The sequence below is a fragment of the Corallococcus sicarius genome, assembly GCF_003611735.1.
Lineage (GTDB): Bacteria > Myxococcota > Myxococcia > Myxococcales > Myxococcaceae > Corallococcus > Corallococcus sicarius.
In genome coordinates, this window is sequence record NZ_RAWG01000088.1 from 14,327 (window position 1) to 30,945 (window position 16,619).

13 protein-coding genes are annotated in these 16,619 nt (G+C 70.0%); 8 read left to right on the forward strand and 5 right to left on the reverse strand.

What is annotated here, in order from left to right; genetic code table 11:
* Positions 1-27 precede the first annotated feature (27 nt).
* Positions 28-1,002 (reverse strand): GspE/PulE/PilB domain-containing protein, encoded by a 975-nt coding sequence (locus D7X12_RS15880; protein ID WP_120626113.1) that lies wholly within the window; start codon positions 1,000-1,002, stop codon positions 28-30.
* A 328-nt stretch (positions 1,003-1,330) separates the two neighbouring features.
* Here D7X12_RS15880 and D7X12_RS15885 point away from each other — a divergent pair, with 328 nt between their 5' ends.
* Positions 1,331-1,849 (forward strand): cysteine dioxygenase, encoded by a 519-nt coding sequence (locus D7X12_RS15885; RefSeq protein WP_244224583.1) that lies wholly within the window; start codon positions 1,331-1,333, stop codon positions 1,847-1,849.
* On the opposite strand, the gene sppA is transcribed toward D7X12_RS15885, so the two are convergent.
* Both sppA and D7X12_RS15895 read right to left on the reverse strand, forming a co-directional pair.
* Positions 1,850-3,646, reverse strand: coding sequence for a signal peptide peptidase SppA (gene sppA, locus D7X12_RS15890; RefSeq protein WP_120626115.1), 1,797 nt, complete (start codon positions 3,644-3,646; stop codon positions 1,850-1,852).
* 205 nt (positions 3,647-3,851) lie between these two features.
* Positions 3,852-4,178, reverse strand: a complete 327-nt coding sequence (locus D7X12_RS15895; RefSeq protein ID WP_120626116.1) for a hypothetical protein — start codon at positions 4,176-4,178, stop codon at positions 3,852-3,854.
* Positions 4,179-4,393: 215 nt separating this feature from the next.
* On the opposite strand from D7X12_RS15895, the gene D7X12_RS15900 reads away from it, so the two are divergent.
* The 7 genes from D7X12_RS15900 (at position 4,394) to D7X12_RS15930 (ending at position 13,872) form a co-directional block, all read left to right on the forward strand.
* Positions 4,394-7,210, forward strand: coding sequence for a M16 family metallopeptidase (locus D7X12_RS15900; protein ID WP_208719069.1), 2,817 nt, complete (start codon positions 4,394-4,396; stop codon positions 7,208-7,210).
* A gap of 31 nt (positions 7,211-7,241) precedes the next feature.
* A complete protein-coding gene (locus D7X12_RS15905; protein ID WP_120626117.1) occupies positions 7,242-7,715 on the forward strand; it encodes a macro domain-containing protein in 474 nt (157 codons plus the stop codon).
* A 53-nt stretch (positions 7,716-7,768) separates the two neighbouring features.
* On the forward strand, positions 7,769-8,311 hold the full coding sequence (locus D7X12_RS15910) for a glutathione binding-like protein (protein ID WP_279637193.1): 543 nt from the start codon (positions 7,769-7,771) through the stop codon (positions 8,309-8,311).
* 140 nt (positions 8,312-8,451) lie between these two features.
* On the forward strand, positions 8,452-9,018 hold the full coding sequence (locus D7X12_RS15915; RefSeq protein ID WP_120626118.1) for a hypothetical protein: 567 nt from the start codon (positions 8,452-8,454) through the stop codon (positions 9,016-9,018).
* 434 nt (positions 9,019-9,452) lie between these two features.
* On the forward strand, positions 9,453-11,300 hold the full coding sequence (gene mnmG / locus D7X12_RS15920) for a tRNA uridine-5-carboxymethylaminomethyl(34) synthesis enzyme MnmG (protein ID WP_120626119.1): 1,848 nt from the start codon (positions 9,453-9,455) through the stop codon (positions 11,298-11,300).
* Between the two features lie 76 nt (positions 11,301-11,376).
* Complete coding sequence (gene rsmG, locus D7X12_RS15925) at positions 11,377-12,030, forward strand: 16S rRNA (guanine(527)-N(7))-methyltransferase RsmG (RefSeq protein WP_120626120.1); 654 nt, start codon at positions 11,377-11,379, stop codon at positions 12,028-12,030.
* Between the two features lie 1,011 nt (positions 12,031-13,041).
* Complete coding sequence (locus D7X12_RS15930) at positions 13,042-13,872, forward strand: helix-turn-helix transcriptional regulator (RefSeq protein WP_120626121.1); 831 nt, start codon at positions 13,042-13,044, stop codon at positions 13,870-13,872.
* On the opposite strand, the gene D7X12_RS15935 is transcribed toward D7X12_RS15930, so the two are convergent.
* On the reverse strand, positions 13,862-14,815 hold the full coding sequence (locus tag D7X12_RS15935; protein ID WP_120626122.1) for an oxidoreductase: 954 nt from the start codon (positions 14,813-14,815) through the stop codon (positions 13,862-13,864). The genes D7X12_RS15930 and D7X12_RS15935 overlap by 11 nt on opposite strands.
* 107 nt (positions 14,816-14,922) lie before the next feature.
* Positions 14,923-15,375, reverse strand: a complete 453-nt coding sequence (locus D7X12_RS15940) for a hypothetical protein (RefSeq protein WP_147443683.1) — start codon at positions 15,373-15,375, stop codon at positions 14,923-14,925.
* Between the last annotated feature and the right edge of the window lie 1,244 nt (positions 15,376-16,619).

Sequence of the window (16,619 nt, forward strand, 5' to 3'; positions counted from 1 at the left end):
TGAGCGCCGGCAGGCCCGGCAAGCCCGTCAGCTCGCGTGCTTGAGGCGCGCTTCGTCCGCCGCGCGCGACAGCCGCCGCACCGCGCGCAGCAGCAGATCCGGATCCACCGGCGCCGCCAGGAAGCCCCGCGCGTGCACCGCCTGCGCCCGGGGCAGGTCCCGCTCCGGGACCTTGCCGGCCACCAGCACCTGCGCGCGCAGCCGCTGGGCCAGCACCTCCATCGCGGGCAGCGGCGCCACCACCACCTGCGTCTCCACCGCGGCGCACACGTCCCAGGTGTTCGCCACCTTCACGGTGAAGCCCTCCGCGCCCAGCACCTGCACCAGCCCGGCCGCCGCCTCCGCGCCCCAGCCGTACACCAGCACCTGCTCCCGCACCGCCACCCGCTCCGTGGGCACCGGCGGTCGCGCGGCCTCCAGCGGCGCCAGCATGGGGAGCTCCGCAGCCGCCATGTTCGTCAGCTCCGCCAGGGACGTGCCCGTCACCAGGGGCAGCGACTCGTCCCACTCGGGCAGGGAGAAGCCCTCCATGCCGGGACGGCGCTGGGGCGTCGCCGGCTCACCCCGGTACAGCCGCCCGATGGCGCGGGTCAGCGCCGCGTCCGTGGCGAGCAGCGGCACCACCCGCGCCTTGCCAGACACGCTCTTCACCACGTCCAGCGCCGCCAGGCTCGCGGGCGCCGCGATGGCCACCACCAGCGCCGTGTCGCGGGGGCCCTGGCCCTCCAGCCGCAGCGGCACCACCCGGTGCGCCTCCGCCACCTTGCAGGGGATCCACTTCGCGAGCGAGGCGTCCAACGGCTGGGCGTCCAGATCCACCGACCCCACCCCGGACTGCGCCGCCAACGCGGACAGCACCGCCTCCGCCGTGCAGAAGCGCTGATCCACCACCACCTGGCCGAGCGCCACGCCCCACTTGCGCTGGTACGCGAGGGCCGACTGCAACTGCATTGAATCCACCACTCCCCGCGAAAGCAGGATATCCCCCAAACGCTTCTTCATTGCATGCTCTCCTCGGCCCCCCTCGATGCTGCGGCCGGGTCGACCTACCACCCCTCACTTCCCTCTACACCATGGAAGTGTAAAGTTACAGCAAAGTCAAAGGAAGGCCGGTGGCACTTCCGTCCCCTGATTCCCCAGGGTTGCCGTCCTTCAACGGACGGAGCCTCAATCCTTGAAGGGGGGACGACAAAGCGGACGTTCATCGGTAGACCTGAGGGTGGCCAACTGTCGGAGACGTTCCTAGCCTGTAAGCATGGGTGATGCCTGCCTGAGAGAATTCGTGCGGATGCTCCGTGCGCGCCGTACGTCCTCCGGGGGGCTGGAGGGCGTGGACACGGCTCTGGCCGGGTTCCAGGTGGATCAGGCCAGCCTCAAGCCCTACCTGCACTTCCTGCCGGGCCGCTACACCCGCAACCTCGTCCACCGGGACGAGGGGATGGAGATCATCGTCAACTGCTGGTCGCCGGGCGTGTCGTCTCCCATCCACGACCATGACGGCCAGGAGTGCTGGTTCAGCGTCCAGCGCGGACAGTTCCTGCTGGAGAACTACCCGCTGCTGGAGGGAGGCAAGGCGCCGGGTGTTGCCCGGCTCGGCCCCCCGGAGCGAGTGGGCCCGGTGGGCGCGGGCCACGTGGACTTCCGCGACAGCGGCGCGTCCATCCACCGCGTTTGCTCCACCAGCGCCCCGGGCGTGACGCTGCACGTCTACGCCGGCCCGGTGGCGAACTGCCTCGTCTTCGACCCGCGCCGCAACCGCTGCGCGACGCACGCCCTGCGCTACCACAGCATCTTCGGGCGGCCGGTGCGGCCCAACGAAGGCCGCCCCACCCTGCCCCTGTACGTCTGACTACCAGCGCAGCTCCGGCATCGGGGCGTACAGCATGCGTCCCTCGCGGCCCTGCTCCGTGAGCCCCAGCTTCGCGCCCACCCGGTACACGGCCCGCACCTGCTCCAGCACCTGGGGCGCGACCCCCGCCTGGGCTCCGGCCGCGTCGTCGTCGCTGTTGTCCGCATCGCTCTTGCCCAGCAGCTCCGACAGCACCTGGCCGGTGGCCTTGGGGCGCGGGAACACCTGCAGGCGCACCGGGGCGTCCTTGGAGAGCTTCGCCGCCTCCCTCACCAACTCCAGCGCCTTCGTGTAGCCGCCGAGCGCGTCCACCAGCCCGCGCTCCAGCGCGTCCTCGCCCGTCCACACGCGGCCCTTCGCCACCGCCTGCAGCTTCTCCAGCGGCATGTTGCGCGCCTGGGCCGCGCGGCTGGTGAAGTCCAGGTAGATGTCATCCAGCTCGGTCTCGAACTGCGCGCGCTGTTCGGGCGTGAAGTCCAGGTCGGTGCTGGTGAAGGTCGCGTTGCGGCCAAAGGCGATGGTGTCGAAGTTCACGCCGAACTTCGCCCAGAAGTCCGCGGTGACGAACTTGCCGTTGTACACGCCGATGCTCCCCGTCAGCGTGCCCGGCTGCGCGACGATTTTGTCCGCGCCCATGGCCACGTAGTAGCCGCCGCTGGCCGCGTAGGAGCCCATGGAGACGATGACGGGCTTGCCCGCCTCGCGCGCGCGCTGCACCTCGCGGCGCACGGTGTCGCTCGCGGAGTAGCTGCCGCCCGGGCTGTCCACGCGGAAGAGGATGGCCTTCACGTTCGGATCCTCCACCGCCTTGCGGAAGGCCGCCGCCACGGTGTCGCCGCCCATCACCTGGCCGCCGGAGAGCGGGTTGGACTGGCTCTTGCCGCGCAGCACCTCGCCCACGCCGTAGATGAGGGCGACGGTCGTCCCCGTCTGGTGCGGCCGGCCCGCGCGCTCCAGGTACTTGTCCACGTAGAGGAACTGCGCCCCGTCGCCGGCCTGCTTCTTCAGCTCGTCGTAGATTTCATCCCGGTAGCGCAGCCCGTCCACCAGCTTCGCGTCCACGGCCTTCTGGCCCATGAAGGGCGCGCGGTCGATGAGGGCGCGCACCTCGTCCTCGGTGAGCTTGCGGCCCTCGGCCACGCCCTTCACCACCTGACGGAAGAGGCTGCCGCCGTAGGCCTCCGTGGCCTCGCGCTGCTCGGGGCCGTAGGCCTCGTCGGTGAAGGTGTTGACGGCGTTCTTGTACTCGGCGCGCTTGCCGTACTCCGCCTTCACGCCGAACTTCGCGAAGGCGTCGCGCGCGAAGGGCGTCTCCAGCGCGATGCCCGTGAGCCCCACGTCCCCGGAGGGCTGGATGTAGACGGCGTCGAAGGCGCTCGCCAGGTAGTAGGCCCCGGTGCCGTTGCCCGCCTCCCCGAAGCCGTCCGCGTAGGCCACCGCCCGCTTGCCCGTTGCGCGGAAGGCCTTCACCGCGTCCCGCAGTTCCTGCACCTGCGCGGAGCTGCCCGGCTGCCCCACCCGCACCACCAGCGACTTCACGCGGGGGTCCCTGGCGGCCTGCTCCAGGCCCTCCACCACGTCCCGCAGCGAGGCGGGCGTGTCCCCGAAGGCCCCCGCCAGCGACGTGTCCAGCGTGTACTCCGGCAGCGGCTGCTGCAGGTCCAGCTCCAGCACCAGGTTCGAGGGCACCCCCGGCTTGCTCGCCGACGCGAGCATCAACAACCCCACCACACCCACCACGAAGAGGACGGACAGCGCTCCAATGAAGGCCAGCGCGCCGATGAAGAAGCGTTTCATCCGGAAGGACTCCTGGTGTCCACGTACCCGAGGGACGGCCCCCCGACTCCAGGCGGCCTATCACCAACGTACGCGCGCGACGATGCTTGCGTTCCACCCAGTGCTTTCAGGCGGACGCGAGGTGGCGCCCGCCCGTTCTGGTGGATGGGAGGCGGGCCGGCATCCCCTTCGGTGGATGCCTTTGATTCGTATCAGGCTGACAGGCTCAGGGCTTCCCTGCTCTGTCCACGTGCAGCTCCAGCGTGTCGATGCGCTGACGGTCGGATGCCTGGGCTTCCGCGAGCTGGTTCAGGGTGCGGCCCACCTGCTCGAACATCTTTCCGTGCACGCGCTTGATGCCGTTCACTTCCACCGTGAGCGCGAAGAGCTCCGTGGCGAGCTGTTCCACGTGCTCGGCAAGCACCTGGGTTTGTTGGGTGACCCGCTCGATGGCCCTGTCCGTCCGCGCGTACTGGACCCGTGCCTCGTCCTGCATTTCACGAAACTCTTGCAGGAGCTTCATCACCACATCCCCGCCCATCGCCGTCGCCATTCCGTTGCTCCTCGTGGAGAGCGGGTCTCCTATCAACCCATCCTGACATGGGCTGCCGCCCATGCTCCGGAGCGGATCCACGTCAGGATAGCGGACAACCTCCAGGGTTGGAAGCAAGGAGCAGGACCTGGCGGTGCGCGGCGATGCTCGGGATGGCGGGACCCCCTGGGACGGTTAGAAGTCCCGTGCCCACTCCGTCGCACCCCGAGGACCGCATGCCGCGTCGTACCCCGCTCGCCCTGCTGGCCGTCCTGCTCATGGCGGGCCCGCCCGTATGGGCCCGCGCCCCGGCCCCCGCCGCGAAGCCCGCTGCCTCCGCGCGCGCGCAGGCGAAGCCGTCCGCCCTGGCCCCTGTCACCAGCGTGGAGGGCATCACCGAATACCGCCTGTCCAATGGCTTGCGCGTGTTGCTCTTCCCGGACCCCACCAAGCCCACCGTCACGGTCAACATCACGTACCTCGTGGGCAGCAAACACGAAGGCTACGGCGAGTCCGGCATGGCGCACCTGCTCGAACACCTGCTGTTCAAGGGCACGCCCACCACGCCCAACGTGCCCCAGGCCCTCACCGAGCGCGGTGCTCGGCCCAATGGCACCACCTGGCTGGACCGCACCAACTACTACGAGACCCTGCCCGCTTCGGACGACAACCTGAAGTGGGCGCTCGCGTTCGAAGCGGACCGCATGGTGAACAGCTTCATCGCGCAGAAGGACCTCGACAGCGAGATGACCGTCGTGCGCAACGAGTTCGAGTCCGGCGAGAACGACCCGCGCGGCATCCTCTTCAAGCGCACCATGAGCGCCGCCTACCTCTGGCACAACTACGGCAAGGCAACGATTGGCGCCAAGGCGGACCTGGAGCACGTCCCCATCCACCGGCTCCAGGCCTTCTACCGGCGCTACTACCGGCCCGACAACGCGGTGCTCGTCGTCGCCGGCAGCTTCCAACCGGAGAAGGCGCTGGGGTTCGTGCAGTCCACCTTCGGCAAGCTGCCGCGCCCCGCCGAACCCGTGCCCCTCACGTACACCCAGGAGCCCACCCAGGACGGTGAGCGTGAAGTGACGCTGCGCCGCGTGGGCGACAACCAGCTCCTCACCAGCCTCTACCATGTGCCCGAGGGCGCCCACCCCGACTTCGCCGCCATCGACGTGCTCACCGAGGTGCTCGGCGACGTGCCCTCCGGCCGCCTCTACAAGGCGCTCGTGGAGACGAAGAAGGCCGCGCGCGCCGGGGCCTTCAACTTCCAACTGCGCGACCCGGGCGTGGTCGGCTTCAGCACCGAGGCCCGGCAGGATCAGCCCCTGGGCCCCGCGCGCGAGGCGCTGCTCAAGACCGTGGAAGAGGCCGCGCGCACGCCCTTCACCGCGGAGGAGATGAACCGCGCGAAGACGAGCCTGGCGAAGCAGACGGAGCTCCTGCTCAACAACTCCGAACGCGCCGCCATCCTCCTCTCCGAATGGGCCGCCGTGGGCGACTGGCGTCTGCTCTTCCTGCACCGCGACCGCATCGAGACCGTCACCTCCGCGGACGTCACCCGCGTGGCCGCCGCGTACCTCAAGGGCTCCAACCGCACGCTGGGCTCCTTCCTCCCCACGCCGAAGCCGGACCGCTCGGAGCTGCCGCCCCCGGTGGACCTGGCGAAGGCGCTGGAGGGCTACCAGGGCAAGGCGCTCGTCGCGCAGGGTGAGGCCTTCGACCCCTCCCCTTCCCACATCGAATCCCGCGTGCAGCGCGGTGTCCTGCCGGGCGGCATCAAGTACGCGGTGCTCCCCAAGAAGACGCGCGGCGAGATGGTCAACCTGTCACTCACCCTGCGCTGGGGCACCGAGGAGACCGTGCGCGGCAAGCTCCCCGCCGCCACGTACGCAGGCCGCATGCTGATGCGCGGCACCACGAAGCACACCCGTCAGCAATTGGCGGACACGCTGGACACGCTGAAGGCGCGCGTGGGCGTGGACGGCAGCGCGTTGGGCGCGAGCGTCTCCATCGAGTGTCCGCGCGCGAACCTCCCCGCGGTCCTCAAGCTCATGGCCGAGGTCCTGCGCGAGCCCTCCTTCGACGCCAAGGAGTTCGCGGTCCTCAAGCAGGAGCGGCTGGCCGCGCTGGAATCGCAGCGCAGCGAACCACAGACCCAGGGCAGCATCGCATTCTGGCGCGTGCTCTCCGCGCACTACCCCAAGGGCCACCCCTACTACGTGCCCACGCTGGAGGAGCGTCTGTCCGACGTGAAGGACGTCACGCTGGAGCAGGCGCGTGACTTCTACCGCCAGTTCTACGGCGCCTCTCATGGCGAGCTCGCGGTGGTGGGTGACTTCAACGAGAAGGAATTGGTCGCGCTCGCGGGGACGCTGTTCAACGGCTGGAAGAGCCCGGCGCCCTATGCGCGCGTGGAGAAGGTGTTTCAGCCCGTGGGGCCCAAGGCGCTCGCGCTGGAGACGCCGGACAAGGCCAATGCCTATTTCCTCGCGGGACAGACCTTGAAGCTGCGCTCGGAGGACACGGATTGGCCGGGCGTGATGATGGGCAACTTCGTGCTGGGCGGCGGCTTCCTCAATTCGCGCCTGGCCACGCGCGTGCGCCAGAAGGAAGGTCTGTCCTATGGCGTGGGCAGCAGCGTGGACGCGGGCGAACTGGAGGCGGTGGGTTCGTTCGTCACCTATGCCATCCACGCGCCGCAGAATGCCCAGAAGCTGGAGGCCGCGATGCGTGAGGAGATCACCCGCGCGGTCCAGACGGGCTTCAGCCAGGAGGAGCTAAACAAGGCTCGCGCGGGACTCCTGGAGTATCGCCAGTCGGCTCGGGCGCAGGACGGGAACCTGGCGCAGCAATTGGCCAACTATCTCTTCCTCGGGCGCACGCTGAAGTTCGACGCGGAGCTGGAGGCGAAGCTCCAGAAGCTGACGACGGAGGACGTGCGCAAGGCCCTGGCGAACCACGTGGACTGGAACAAGGCCACCGTCGTGCGCGCGGGAGACTTCGCGGGAGCAGCGAAGCAGGCGCAGCCGCCCGTCAGCGTGCCGACGTCACCTTGAGCACTGTGTCTGTGTAGGAAGGCTCCCGCCCATGCCCGTGGACCTCGTGGAAGGCGACCTGCTGGACCAGCCGGTGGACGCCATCGTCAACGCGTGGAACCGCAACATCATCCCCTGGTGGCTGTTGTTGCCCCAGGGGGTGTCAGGGGCCATCAAGCGGCGCGGCGGCACGGAGCCGTTCCGTGAACTGGCGCGCGTGGGGCCCATGCCCCTGGGCTCCGCGGTGGTGACGGGGCCGGGACGTCTGCCTTTCAAGGGCATCATCCACGTCGCGGGCATCGACATGCTGTGGCGGGCGTCCGCGCGCTCCATCCAGGACTCGGTGCACCACGCGCTGACGCGGGCCGGGGAGCATGGCTTCCAGTCGCTGGCGTTTCCCATCATCGGCGCGGGCTCCGGCAGCTTCGACGAAGCGCGGGCCCTGGAGCTGATGTGTGAGGCATTGGGGGACGCCCCCGCGTTCGATGTTCGCGTCGTGCGCTTCCGGCCGCCGAAGCGGACGTGAGCTTTGGGCGAGCGCCCCTCCCCTGCCCCCGTTAGACGTGGGCACTTCTCGCCATCAATCCCAATGGCCGCATCCCGGCCATCGTGGACCGCGCGGAGGGTGACTTCGCCGTCTTCGAATCCGGCGCCATCCTCGTCTACCTCGCGGAGAAGACGGGCCGGCTGATGCCCACGGACGTGAAGGGCCGTTCGCGCGTGATGCAGTGGCTGATGTTCCAGATGGGCGGCGTGGGCCCCATGCAGGGGCAGGCCAACGTCTTCTTCCGCTACTTCCCGGAGAAGCTCCAGCCGGCCATCGACCGGTACCAGAACGAGACGCGCCGCCTGTACACGGTGCTGGAGCGCCAGCTGAAGGACCACGAGTACCTGGCCGGGGACTACAGCATCGCGGACATCGCCAACTGGGCCTGGGTGCGCTCGCACGACTGGGCCGGCGTGTCCGTGGAGGGACTGCCGGGCGTGCAGCGGTGGCTCGCCGCCATCGAGAGCCGGCCCGCTGCCCAGCGCGGCCTGGACGTGCCCACGCCTCGCAAGCCGGAGGATGCGGCGGCCGCGGCGAAGCGCATCGAAGCCGCGCGCACGCTCATCCAGCGCTGAGCACTCCCCTGCCCCACTGACTCCGGACAAGTGGCCCGGGTGTGCGCATGATGCGGCCCGGGCCCGCGCAAGACCTCCTTGGCGGCTCGCCCGTTCAAGCCTCCCGGGCGCGCACGCGTCGGGAGCGAGGAGTGGACGACATGGAAGCGGTGCGGAGCCTGGGCCGGTGGGCGGGGCTGTTCGTGGTGCTGGGACTGTCGGCGGCGTGCTCGTCGGGCCGGGGCGAAGCGGTGCGGGGCTCGGGGAGCGTGTCGCGCGACAACATGGTGCTGGACGGCTGTGCGCCGGCGACCTGCTCGCAGGCCATGGTCTCGTGTGGCCGGACGCCGGATGGCTGTGGCGGCTTCATCGACTGTGGAGACTGCGAGGCCGGCACCTGTTCCGAGGGCCGGTGCGTCGCGCCGTCGGTGCCCGCGGGGCCGAAGAAGGAGTCCGGCGCCCCCACCAGCACCTGCAAGCCCGGGTGCAAACCCAATGAGTCCTGCGTGGACGACCGCTGCATCTGCCAGCGCTCGACGTGCTCCTCGCTGGGGCTGCGGTGCGGGACGGCGCAGGACGGCTGCGGCGGCCTGGTGCAGTGCGGCCCGTGCGTGCCGGCGTGCAAGCCGGACGAGATGGAGTGCTGCGGCGCGTGCATCCCCCGCTCGGAGGGCCGCTGCCCGGAGAACGTGCACTGCCCCACCGCGAAGCCGCCGGCCACGCGCTGAGCGGAGGCCCGGGCTTTCGGCTCCCACGCTCGGAGTTCGGGGCCTGGAAGCCGGGATGTCAGACCCCTTCGCTATACCTTCCCGTGTCGCGCACACGGGAAGGTGGCCGGCCTCGCAGGTTCGAGTCCGACACCCGCTGCGCCCTCACCGCACGGGCAGGCCCGTCTCCCCGTGTGCGCGACGCCCTGTGAAGGCACGAGACCGGGGGACTCGTGCCTGAAGCAGATCCCAGGGATGCCGTCTTGCGCGGGGCGGGCAGCGTCGTTGTTACCCCTCCCACTGTCCGCCTCGCGCTGCTTCCCTTCCGGGAGCATGTCTGTCTTTTCCGGCCCCGGGGCCGCTTCCGGGCAGGGGAGGGGACCGTCAGGCGGACGGCCTGCCTTCCACCCCGGCTTGCCATGGACGCGCCTGGGCGTGATACCCCACGCGAGCCGATGGAACTCCGATACGACATCGTCGTGGTGGGCCTGGGCCATGCCGGGTGCGAGGCGGCGCTCGCCTGCGCGCGGCTGGGCCTGTCCACGCTGGGCGTGACGCTCAAGCGCGAACGCGCCGCCGTGATGAGCTGCAACCCGGCCGTGGGAGGCACCGCGAAGGGCCACCTGGTGCGGGAGCTGGATGCGCTCGGTGGGCAGATGGGCCGCGTGGCGGACCTCACGGGCACGCACTTCAAGACGCTCAACCCCTCCAAGGGCCCCGCCGTGCAGGCCACCCGCGTCCTCTGCGACCGCGATGCCTACGCCGCCGGGATGCAGGCGGTGCTCTTCACCGAGCCGAACCTCACGGTGCTCGAGGGGGAAGTGGCCTCCGTCGTCGCGGAGGAGGGGAGGGTGAAGGGCGTGGTGCTGGGGGATGGGACCCAGGTCGTCGCCCGCGCGGTGCTCCTCACCACCGGCACCTTCCTGCGCGCCCTCATGCACGTGGGCGAGCAGAAGGAGGTCGGCGGCCGGCTGGGGGATGACGCCGCTCGCGGCCTGTCCGAGTCGCTGCACGCGCTGGGCTTCACCCTGGGCCGCTTCAAGACGGGGACGCCCGCGCGCCTGTCCCGCGACAGCATCGACTGGGACGCCGTGACGCCGCAGCCCGGAGACACCGCGGTGCGTCCGCTCTCCTGGCGCACGCAGGTGGAGCTTTCGCGGGGGCTGCCGTTCCCGCGCCAGCCCGCGGTCATGTGTGGCCTCACCGCGACGACGCAGGCGACGCACCAGCTGCTGCGCGACAACCTGCACCGCTCTCCGCTGTTCCAGGGGGACATCGTGGGGCGGGGGCCCCGGTACTGCCCGTCGCTGGAGGACAAGGTGGTGCGCTTCGCCGCGCGCGAACGGCACCAGGTGTTCCTCGAACCGGAGGGCCCCACGTCGCCGCTGGTGTACCCGGCGGGGCTGTCCACGAGCATGCCTGCGGACGTGCAGCTGGACTTCCTTCGCACCATCCCGGGGCTGGCCCGCGTGGAGGTGGTCCGCTACGGCTACGCGGTGGAGTACGACTACGCGCCGCCCACGCAGCTGCACTCCACGCTGGAGACGAAGGCCGTCGCGGGCCTGTACTTCGCGGGGCAGCTCAACGGCACCTCCGGGTACGAAGAGGCCGCGTTCCAGGGGCTGTGGGCGGGGATTCAAGCGGCCCTGAAGGTGAAGGGCGAACCGGCGCTGTCGGTGGGCCGGGACGAGGCCCACGGCGCGGTGCTCGTGGACGACCTGGTGACCCGGGGCGTGGATGAGCCGTTCCGCATGTTCACCAGCCGCTCCGAGCACCGGCTCAAGCTGCGCGAAGGCAACGCGGACCTGCGCCTCGCGCGGCACGGGCACCGGGTGGGGCTGCTGCCGAAGGAGGCGCTGGAGCGGGCCGAAGCGCGGGCCCACGCGGTGGCGGGGGAGGTGGCGCGGCTCAAGCGCACCGGACTGTCCCTGCGGCTCAAGCGTCCGGAGGTGACGTACGCGCAGCTCTCCGAGGGCCGCGAGGACTTTCCCGCGCTGTCCTCCGACGTCACCGAGGAAGTGGAGGTCGAGGTGAAGTACGAGGGCTACATCGCCCAGGCGGAACGGGCGGCGGCGCGCGAGGCGGAGGCGTCCGACCGGTGGCGGATCCCGGAGGCGTTCCGGTTCACCGACGTGCGGGGGTTGAGCGCGGAGGCGGTGGAGAAGCTGACGTCGCTCCGGCCCGGAACGGTGGGGCAGGCGCGCCGGATTCCGGGCCTCACGCCGGCCGCGGTGTCGCTGCTGCTGGTCGCGCTAAAGCGGGGAAACGGGGCGGCGGGTGATCAGGAACAGGGCTGTGGATAAGGTGTGGGCAATTCTGGGAATGTCTGTCCCCTGAGCAATTCCGGGGGCTTGAAGGTCCCTTCGTGGTGGAGGTGTTGTGGATAACGCGCGGTTCGCAGATCTGCTGGCCTCGGGATGCAGTGCGTTGGGCGTGACGGTGGGCGAGGACGTGGGCCCCCGGCTGCAGCGCCTGATGGCGGAGCTGCTGAAGTGGAACGCGAAGGTGAACCTCACGGCCATCACCGCGCCGGAGGAGGTGCTGGAGAAGCACTTCCTGGATTCGTTGGCGGTGCTGCCGGAGGTGACGGGCGCGACGACGCTGCTGGACCTGGGCGCGGGCGCGGGCTTCCCGGGACTGCCGTTGAAGCTGGTGATGCCCACGCTGGGCGTGACGTTGGTGGACGCGGTGGGCAAGAAGGTCGCGTTCATCAAGGCGGCGGCGGCGAGTCTGGGGCTCACGGGTGTGCGGGGTCTGCACGCGCGCGCGGAGGGCAAGCCGGAGACGGAAGGGATTCCGCGCGCGCAGGTGCTCATCGCGCGGGCGTTCATGGACCTGCCGGACTGGCTGGGGCTGGCGCCCGCGTACGTGGAGGAGGGTGGGCGCGTGGTGGCGATGCTCGGCAAGGCGCAGCCGGACGCGGAGCTGCAAGCGCGCGCGGCGGAGCGGAACCTGCGCGTCGTGTCCGCGCGGTCCTACCGGCTGCCGTTCTCCGGGGCGGAGCGACAGGTCGCGGTGTTCGCGAAGGGGTAGGGGAGCGAGCAGTTCGCGCGAGGTGTTGATCAGCACCGCGGCCCCGGGACTCCTGTTCCGGGGCCGTTCGTATTTCTGCCCGCGAGGAGTAGGGCGCGCAGTTCGCGCGAGGTGTTGATCAGCACCGCGGCCCCGGAACTCCAATTCCTGGGCCGTTCGTGTTTCTGCCCGCGAGGGGTAGGGGAGCGAGGACTTCGTGTGGGGTTGAGCCCGCACAACGGCCCCGGAATCCCAGCTCGTGCTGAGCAGGTCGCGGCGCTCACTTTGCGCGAGACGTTGATCAGAACCGCAGCCCGGAACCTCCTCTCCGGGGCTGTTGGTGTTTCTGCCACGAGAGGTAGGAGAGCGCTCGGTTCGCGCAGGGCGTTGATCAGCACCGAGGCCCCGGAACACCCGCTCCAGGCCGTTTGCGCTTCGCCCACGAAAGGGGAGGGGAGCGAGTATTTCGCGCAAGGCGTGGGTCTAAACCGCAGCCCGGAGCGTCACCTTCGGGGCCGTTCGCGTTTCTGCCTACGAAGGGCAGGGGAGCGCGCACTTCGCTCAAGGCCTTGATCAGCACCGCAGCCCGGAGCGTCACCTCCGGGGCCGTTCGCGTTTCTGCCTACGAAGGGCAGGGGAGCGCGCACTTCGCTCAAGGCCTTGATCAGCACCGCAGCCCCGGAGCTTTCCTCACCGGAGCCGTTCTCGTTTCCGGGTCCTACGTTCTGGCGGCCTGCGCTCGCGGTGGGACGCAGAGGAGACGGGCCGGTGTCGCGCTCGAGGTTCAGGACCGTTCGCGTTTCTTCCTCCCGTGTTCCGGCAACCCGGCGAGCTGGCGGCCTGAGTTCGCCGGGTGGGCGCGGAGGAAACGGGCCGGTGTCGTGCCCGACGTTCGAGGCCGTTCGCGTTTCTTCCTCCCATGTTCCGGCGACCTGGATCCGTGCGCTCGCGACGGGGGCGCGGAGGAAACGAGCCGGTATCGCGCGCGAGGTTCGCCTAACGTGCGGCGGCGTGACGACGGGTACGCCACGCATGCCTCGGCGCGATGAACTCGCGCGGTTCCTTCGCAGCCGACGTGCGCGGGTTCATCCGGAGGAGGTGGGCCTTCCGACCGGTGCTCGGCGGCGCACGCCGGGCCTGCGTCGCGAAGAGGTGGCCCGCCTCGCGGACGTCGGCGTGAGTTGGTACACGTGGCTCGAGCAGGGACGCGACATCCACGTGTCGGAGCCGTTGCTCGAACGCCTCGCGCGGGCGCTGCGCCTGACGCCGACGGAGCGCGCGCACCTCTTCGACCTCGCACATGGACGACCGGCGGCGCGTCCGGAGCTTTCGCCCGTCGTGGTCAGCGACACGCTCCGGCGGATCCTCGACGCGCATCCCTTTCCCGCGTTGGTTTCGAACCGACGTTGGGACGTGCTCGCCTGGAATGAAGCGGCGGCCATCCTCTACGGAGACCTGGCCCTCATGCCCGCCGAGCAGCGCAACGGCCTGTGGGCGCTGTTCATGAATCCGGAGCGGCGCGCCCGTATGCCGGGTTGGGAAGCCGATGCGCGCCGGGCCGTGGCGGGCTTCCGGCTTGATGCCGCACGCGCCGCGGACCGGACGGAGTTCGATGCGTTGACCCACGCGCTCGCGGAGGTCAGCCCGGAGTTCGCGCGCTTCTGGAGCGAGCATGACGTGGTCGAAATCCCCGAAGGGGTGAAGGTGCTCATCCACCCCGACGTGGGCGCCATGGAGTTCGAACACGTCACGCTCGCGCACGCGGATCCGGACGGTCACGTGCTCCGCGTCTCGCTCTACTCGCCCCGTCCCGGGGAGAGCCTGGAGCGCGCGCGGAAGTTGTTCCCCCGTGCTACCTGCTGAGCCTCGCGCCGGTCCACGCCTCGCTCGCCGTCCACAGCCGTTCGGCCAGGCTCATGTCCACCGCCCACGGCATCACGCCCCGGGGCACGGGGGAGTCCGCGCCCACGACCTCCGCGATGTCGCAGTCGTCGCAGTACACGCCGCCCAGGCCGTCGAGTTGGGGGCTCGTCGCGCACCAGATGCTCGTCGCCGCGCCCTGTTCGGTCGTCTTGAGGGGCGACACCGTGTTCGAGGATTCGATGGCGGCGCGGACCTCCTCTTCCGACATGGACCGCATCAACTCCGTGAGGATGGGCCCGGGGTGGACGGAGAACGCGCGGATGCGGTGGGCCTCACCGCGAGCATCGAGCGCCAGCGCGAAGAGGATGTTCGCCGTCTTCGACTGACCGTACGCGGCCCACTTGTCGTAGGGGCGCCGTTCGAAGTTCGGGTCCTCGAAGTCCATGGGCGCGCGGCGGTGGCCCCGGGAAGAAAGGGCGACCACGCGCGCGCCGTTCGCCTGTCGCAACGCGGGCCAGAGTCGCGCGGTGAGCTGGAAGTGGCCCAGGTGGTTGGTGGCGAGCTGGGACTCGAACCCCCGGGCATCCCGCACGAGCGGCGTCGCCATGATGCCGGCGTTGTTGATGAGCAGGTGCAGGGGACGGCCGGACGCGAGGAAGCGCTCGGCGAAGGCATCCACCGTGGCCGGGGCGGCGAGGTCCAGGTGTTCCAGCTCCACGCGCTCCATGCCCGCGAGCGCCGCGCGAGCCTTGTCGGGCGTGCGCGCGGGAACGATGACGGTCGCACCGGCGGCGGAGAGCACGCGCGTGGTCTCCAACCCGATGCCCGCGTAGCCACCCGTCACCACGGCGATGACGCCATCGAGCCGGCGGCTGCCCATCACTTCGCGCGCCGTCGTCCGCGCGCCGTAACCAGAATGCAGGGGTTCTTGTTTCGAGGTCATGGCCACAACCTGACGGCGGGTGGCCTCCGCGAAAAGAGCGTCCCTTCATCCCATGTCCCGCACCACCAGGATCCGCGCCCCCGCGGGTGGCGCATCACACGGCGGAGTCAGCGGGGCGTCGTCCGCTTCGCCTTCCGGGGCCACTCGAAATCAAAGGACCGCGCTTCACGCTGCAGGACCGGGGGCTGCCCCTTCACGGTGAACGCTTCGGTCCGCACGGTGCGGACGGACAGGGGGCGCAGGGTGTCCGGTTCGGTGAGCAGCTCCACGGTGGTGACGCTGCTCGCGGACTCGAGGACCTCCGTGGCACACGGGTCGGACGCGTTGCGGACCAGCGCCGTGTTGCACCGCAGCTCCCGGCTCCGCGCGACGACCTGGCGGTAGGACGCGCCCTCCAGCGCTGTCTCCCATTCCAAGCGGACCGCGCCGGGTGTGCCCGGGACCGCGCCCCGGTGGCGAAGCGTGGACCGCTGTTCGAGCGGACCATTGGGGTGGCGGATCCGCATGGTCTGCGTGCGCTCCTGTCCGGACGCCAGCGCCACACCGCTCCACGTCTCCACCCAGGCGTTCCACATCCCTTCGGCCCGGTCGCGCCTTTCCGGGCATCCGGTTCGACCTGCTGAAGGTGCTCGAACTGGAGCTCGAAACCCGTGCCTGCTTTTCGCGCGGTGAGCACGGCGTCGTACTTCAGCGTGACGGTTTCACGTTCGCTGACGACCCGCTCCGTGATGCCCACGCGCGAAGGCACGGGCCAGGCGAACTTGAACGGAGTGACCGTGGGCGGAGCCTCCGCGCTCAAGGCAGGACCACCGCCCAACAGGGCGAAGGCGACGAACAAGGGGAACCCGGAGGAGCGGAGGTGCATGGGCGCGTGGAGGAAAGGGGAGGGTGAGAGCCGATGGGGGGCGGCACGGGTGAAGGGCGGTGTTCCACGTGGAACACGGGGCGGAGGTCGTGACCGCTTTCAATGCCGCCACGGATGAGCCCCGGCCAGTCGTTGTTCCACGTGGAACATCCCAGGCGGTGGGCCGACTCCCCGGTAGGGGTGCTCCCTCCCCAGGCTGAAAGACGATGCGCATGTTCCACGTGGAACACCTGTCCTGTGGAGGTCCTGAAGAAGGACGACGCGTAGGCCAAGAAGCCCGGGGTCTCCGCAAGGCAGATGGAAGACCGCTTCAGTGACGGGCCTGAAAGGGTGCCCGTGCGAGGCCTCTTCCACGCGGCCTCACAACGAAGTGATCAGCCTGCGTGGGGAAGGGGCGCGAGGACCGGGGGATGGGATGCGTGTTCCACGTGGAACATGCGCGACGACGGGAGCCTCCTTGGGGTTGGGCTTCAACAGCCAGGGCTGCTTCGGGCCACGGCTTGGAGATAACGGATCCAGCATCAGCTCCATGCCTTGAGGCATCCCAACGAAGGGCATGTTCCACGTGGAACAACCGCCGTGGGCCAGGGTCGCATCATGAGAAGCGGTTCATCACCGGACCTCAAGCGCACCACGAACGCGTACGCCCCATGTGACGTCGGTGCTGGCGCATCCACCGAATCACCGCGTCCTCAAAAGCGTGTCTTCAGACCGCATCGATGTGGCCAGGAACGGCGGCGCTCATCATCGGCGTCACGTTCGTAACGGCACGCCGAACACGCGGCTCAGGTCCATGGCTGGAACATCCCGGTGGGCGCTGCTTGCAACACCGCGGTTCGAACCATGGTTGTTCCACGTGGAACGCCGCGCGTGCTCCACGCCAGAACCCCAACGCGAAGTCGCGCACCTCCAACCCGAACCCCGCGAACCCACCCGCGC

What these genes read in the sequence shown, in the direction of transcription:
- D7X12_RS15880 (WP_120626113.1), bottom strand. Translation starts at nt 1,002, where the DNA reads ATGAAGAAGCGTTTGGGGGATATCCTGCTTTCGCGGGGAGTGGTGGAT.
- sppA (WP_120626115.1), bottom strand. Translation starts at nt 3,646, where the DNA reads ATGAAACGCTTCTTCATCGGCGCGCTGGCCTTCATTGGAGCGCTGTCC.
- D7X12_RS15895 (WP_120626116.1), bottom strand. Translation starts at nt 4,178, where the DNA reads ATGGCGACGGCGATGGGCGGGGATGTGGTGATGAAGCTCCTGCAAGAG.
- D7X12_RS15900 (WP_208719069.1), top strand. Translation starts at nt 4,394, where the DNA reads ATGCCGCGTCGTACCCCGCTCGCCCTGCTGGCCGTCCTGCTCATGGCG.
- D7X12_RS15905 (WP_120626117.1), top strand. Translation starts at nt 7,242, where the DNA reads ATGCCCGTGGACCTCGTGGAAGGCGACCTGCTGGACCAGCCGGTGGAC.
- D7X12_RS15915 (WP_120626118.1), top strand. Translation starts at nt 8,452, where the DNA reads ATGGAAGCGGTGCGGAGCCTGGGCCGGTGGGCGGGGCTGTTCGTGGTG.
- mnmG (WP_120626119.1), top strand. Translation starts at nt 9,453, where the DNA reads ATGGAACTCCGATACGACATCGTCGTGGTGGGCCTGGGCCATGCCGGG.
- D7X12_RS15930 (WP_120626121.1), top strand. Translation starts at nt 13,042, where the DNA reads ATGCCTCGGCGCGATGAACTCGCGCGGTTCCTTCGCAGCCGACGTGCG.
- D7X12_RS15935 (WP_120626122.1), bottom strand. Translation starts at nt 14,815, where the DNA reads ATGACCTCGAAACAAGAACCCCTGCATTCTGGTTACGGCGCGCGGACG.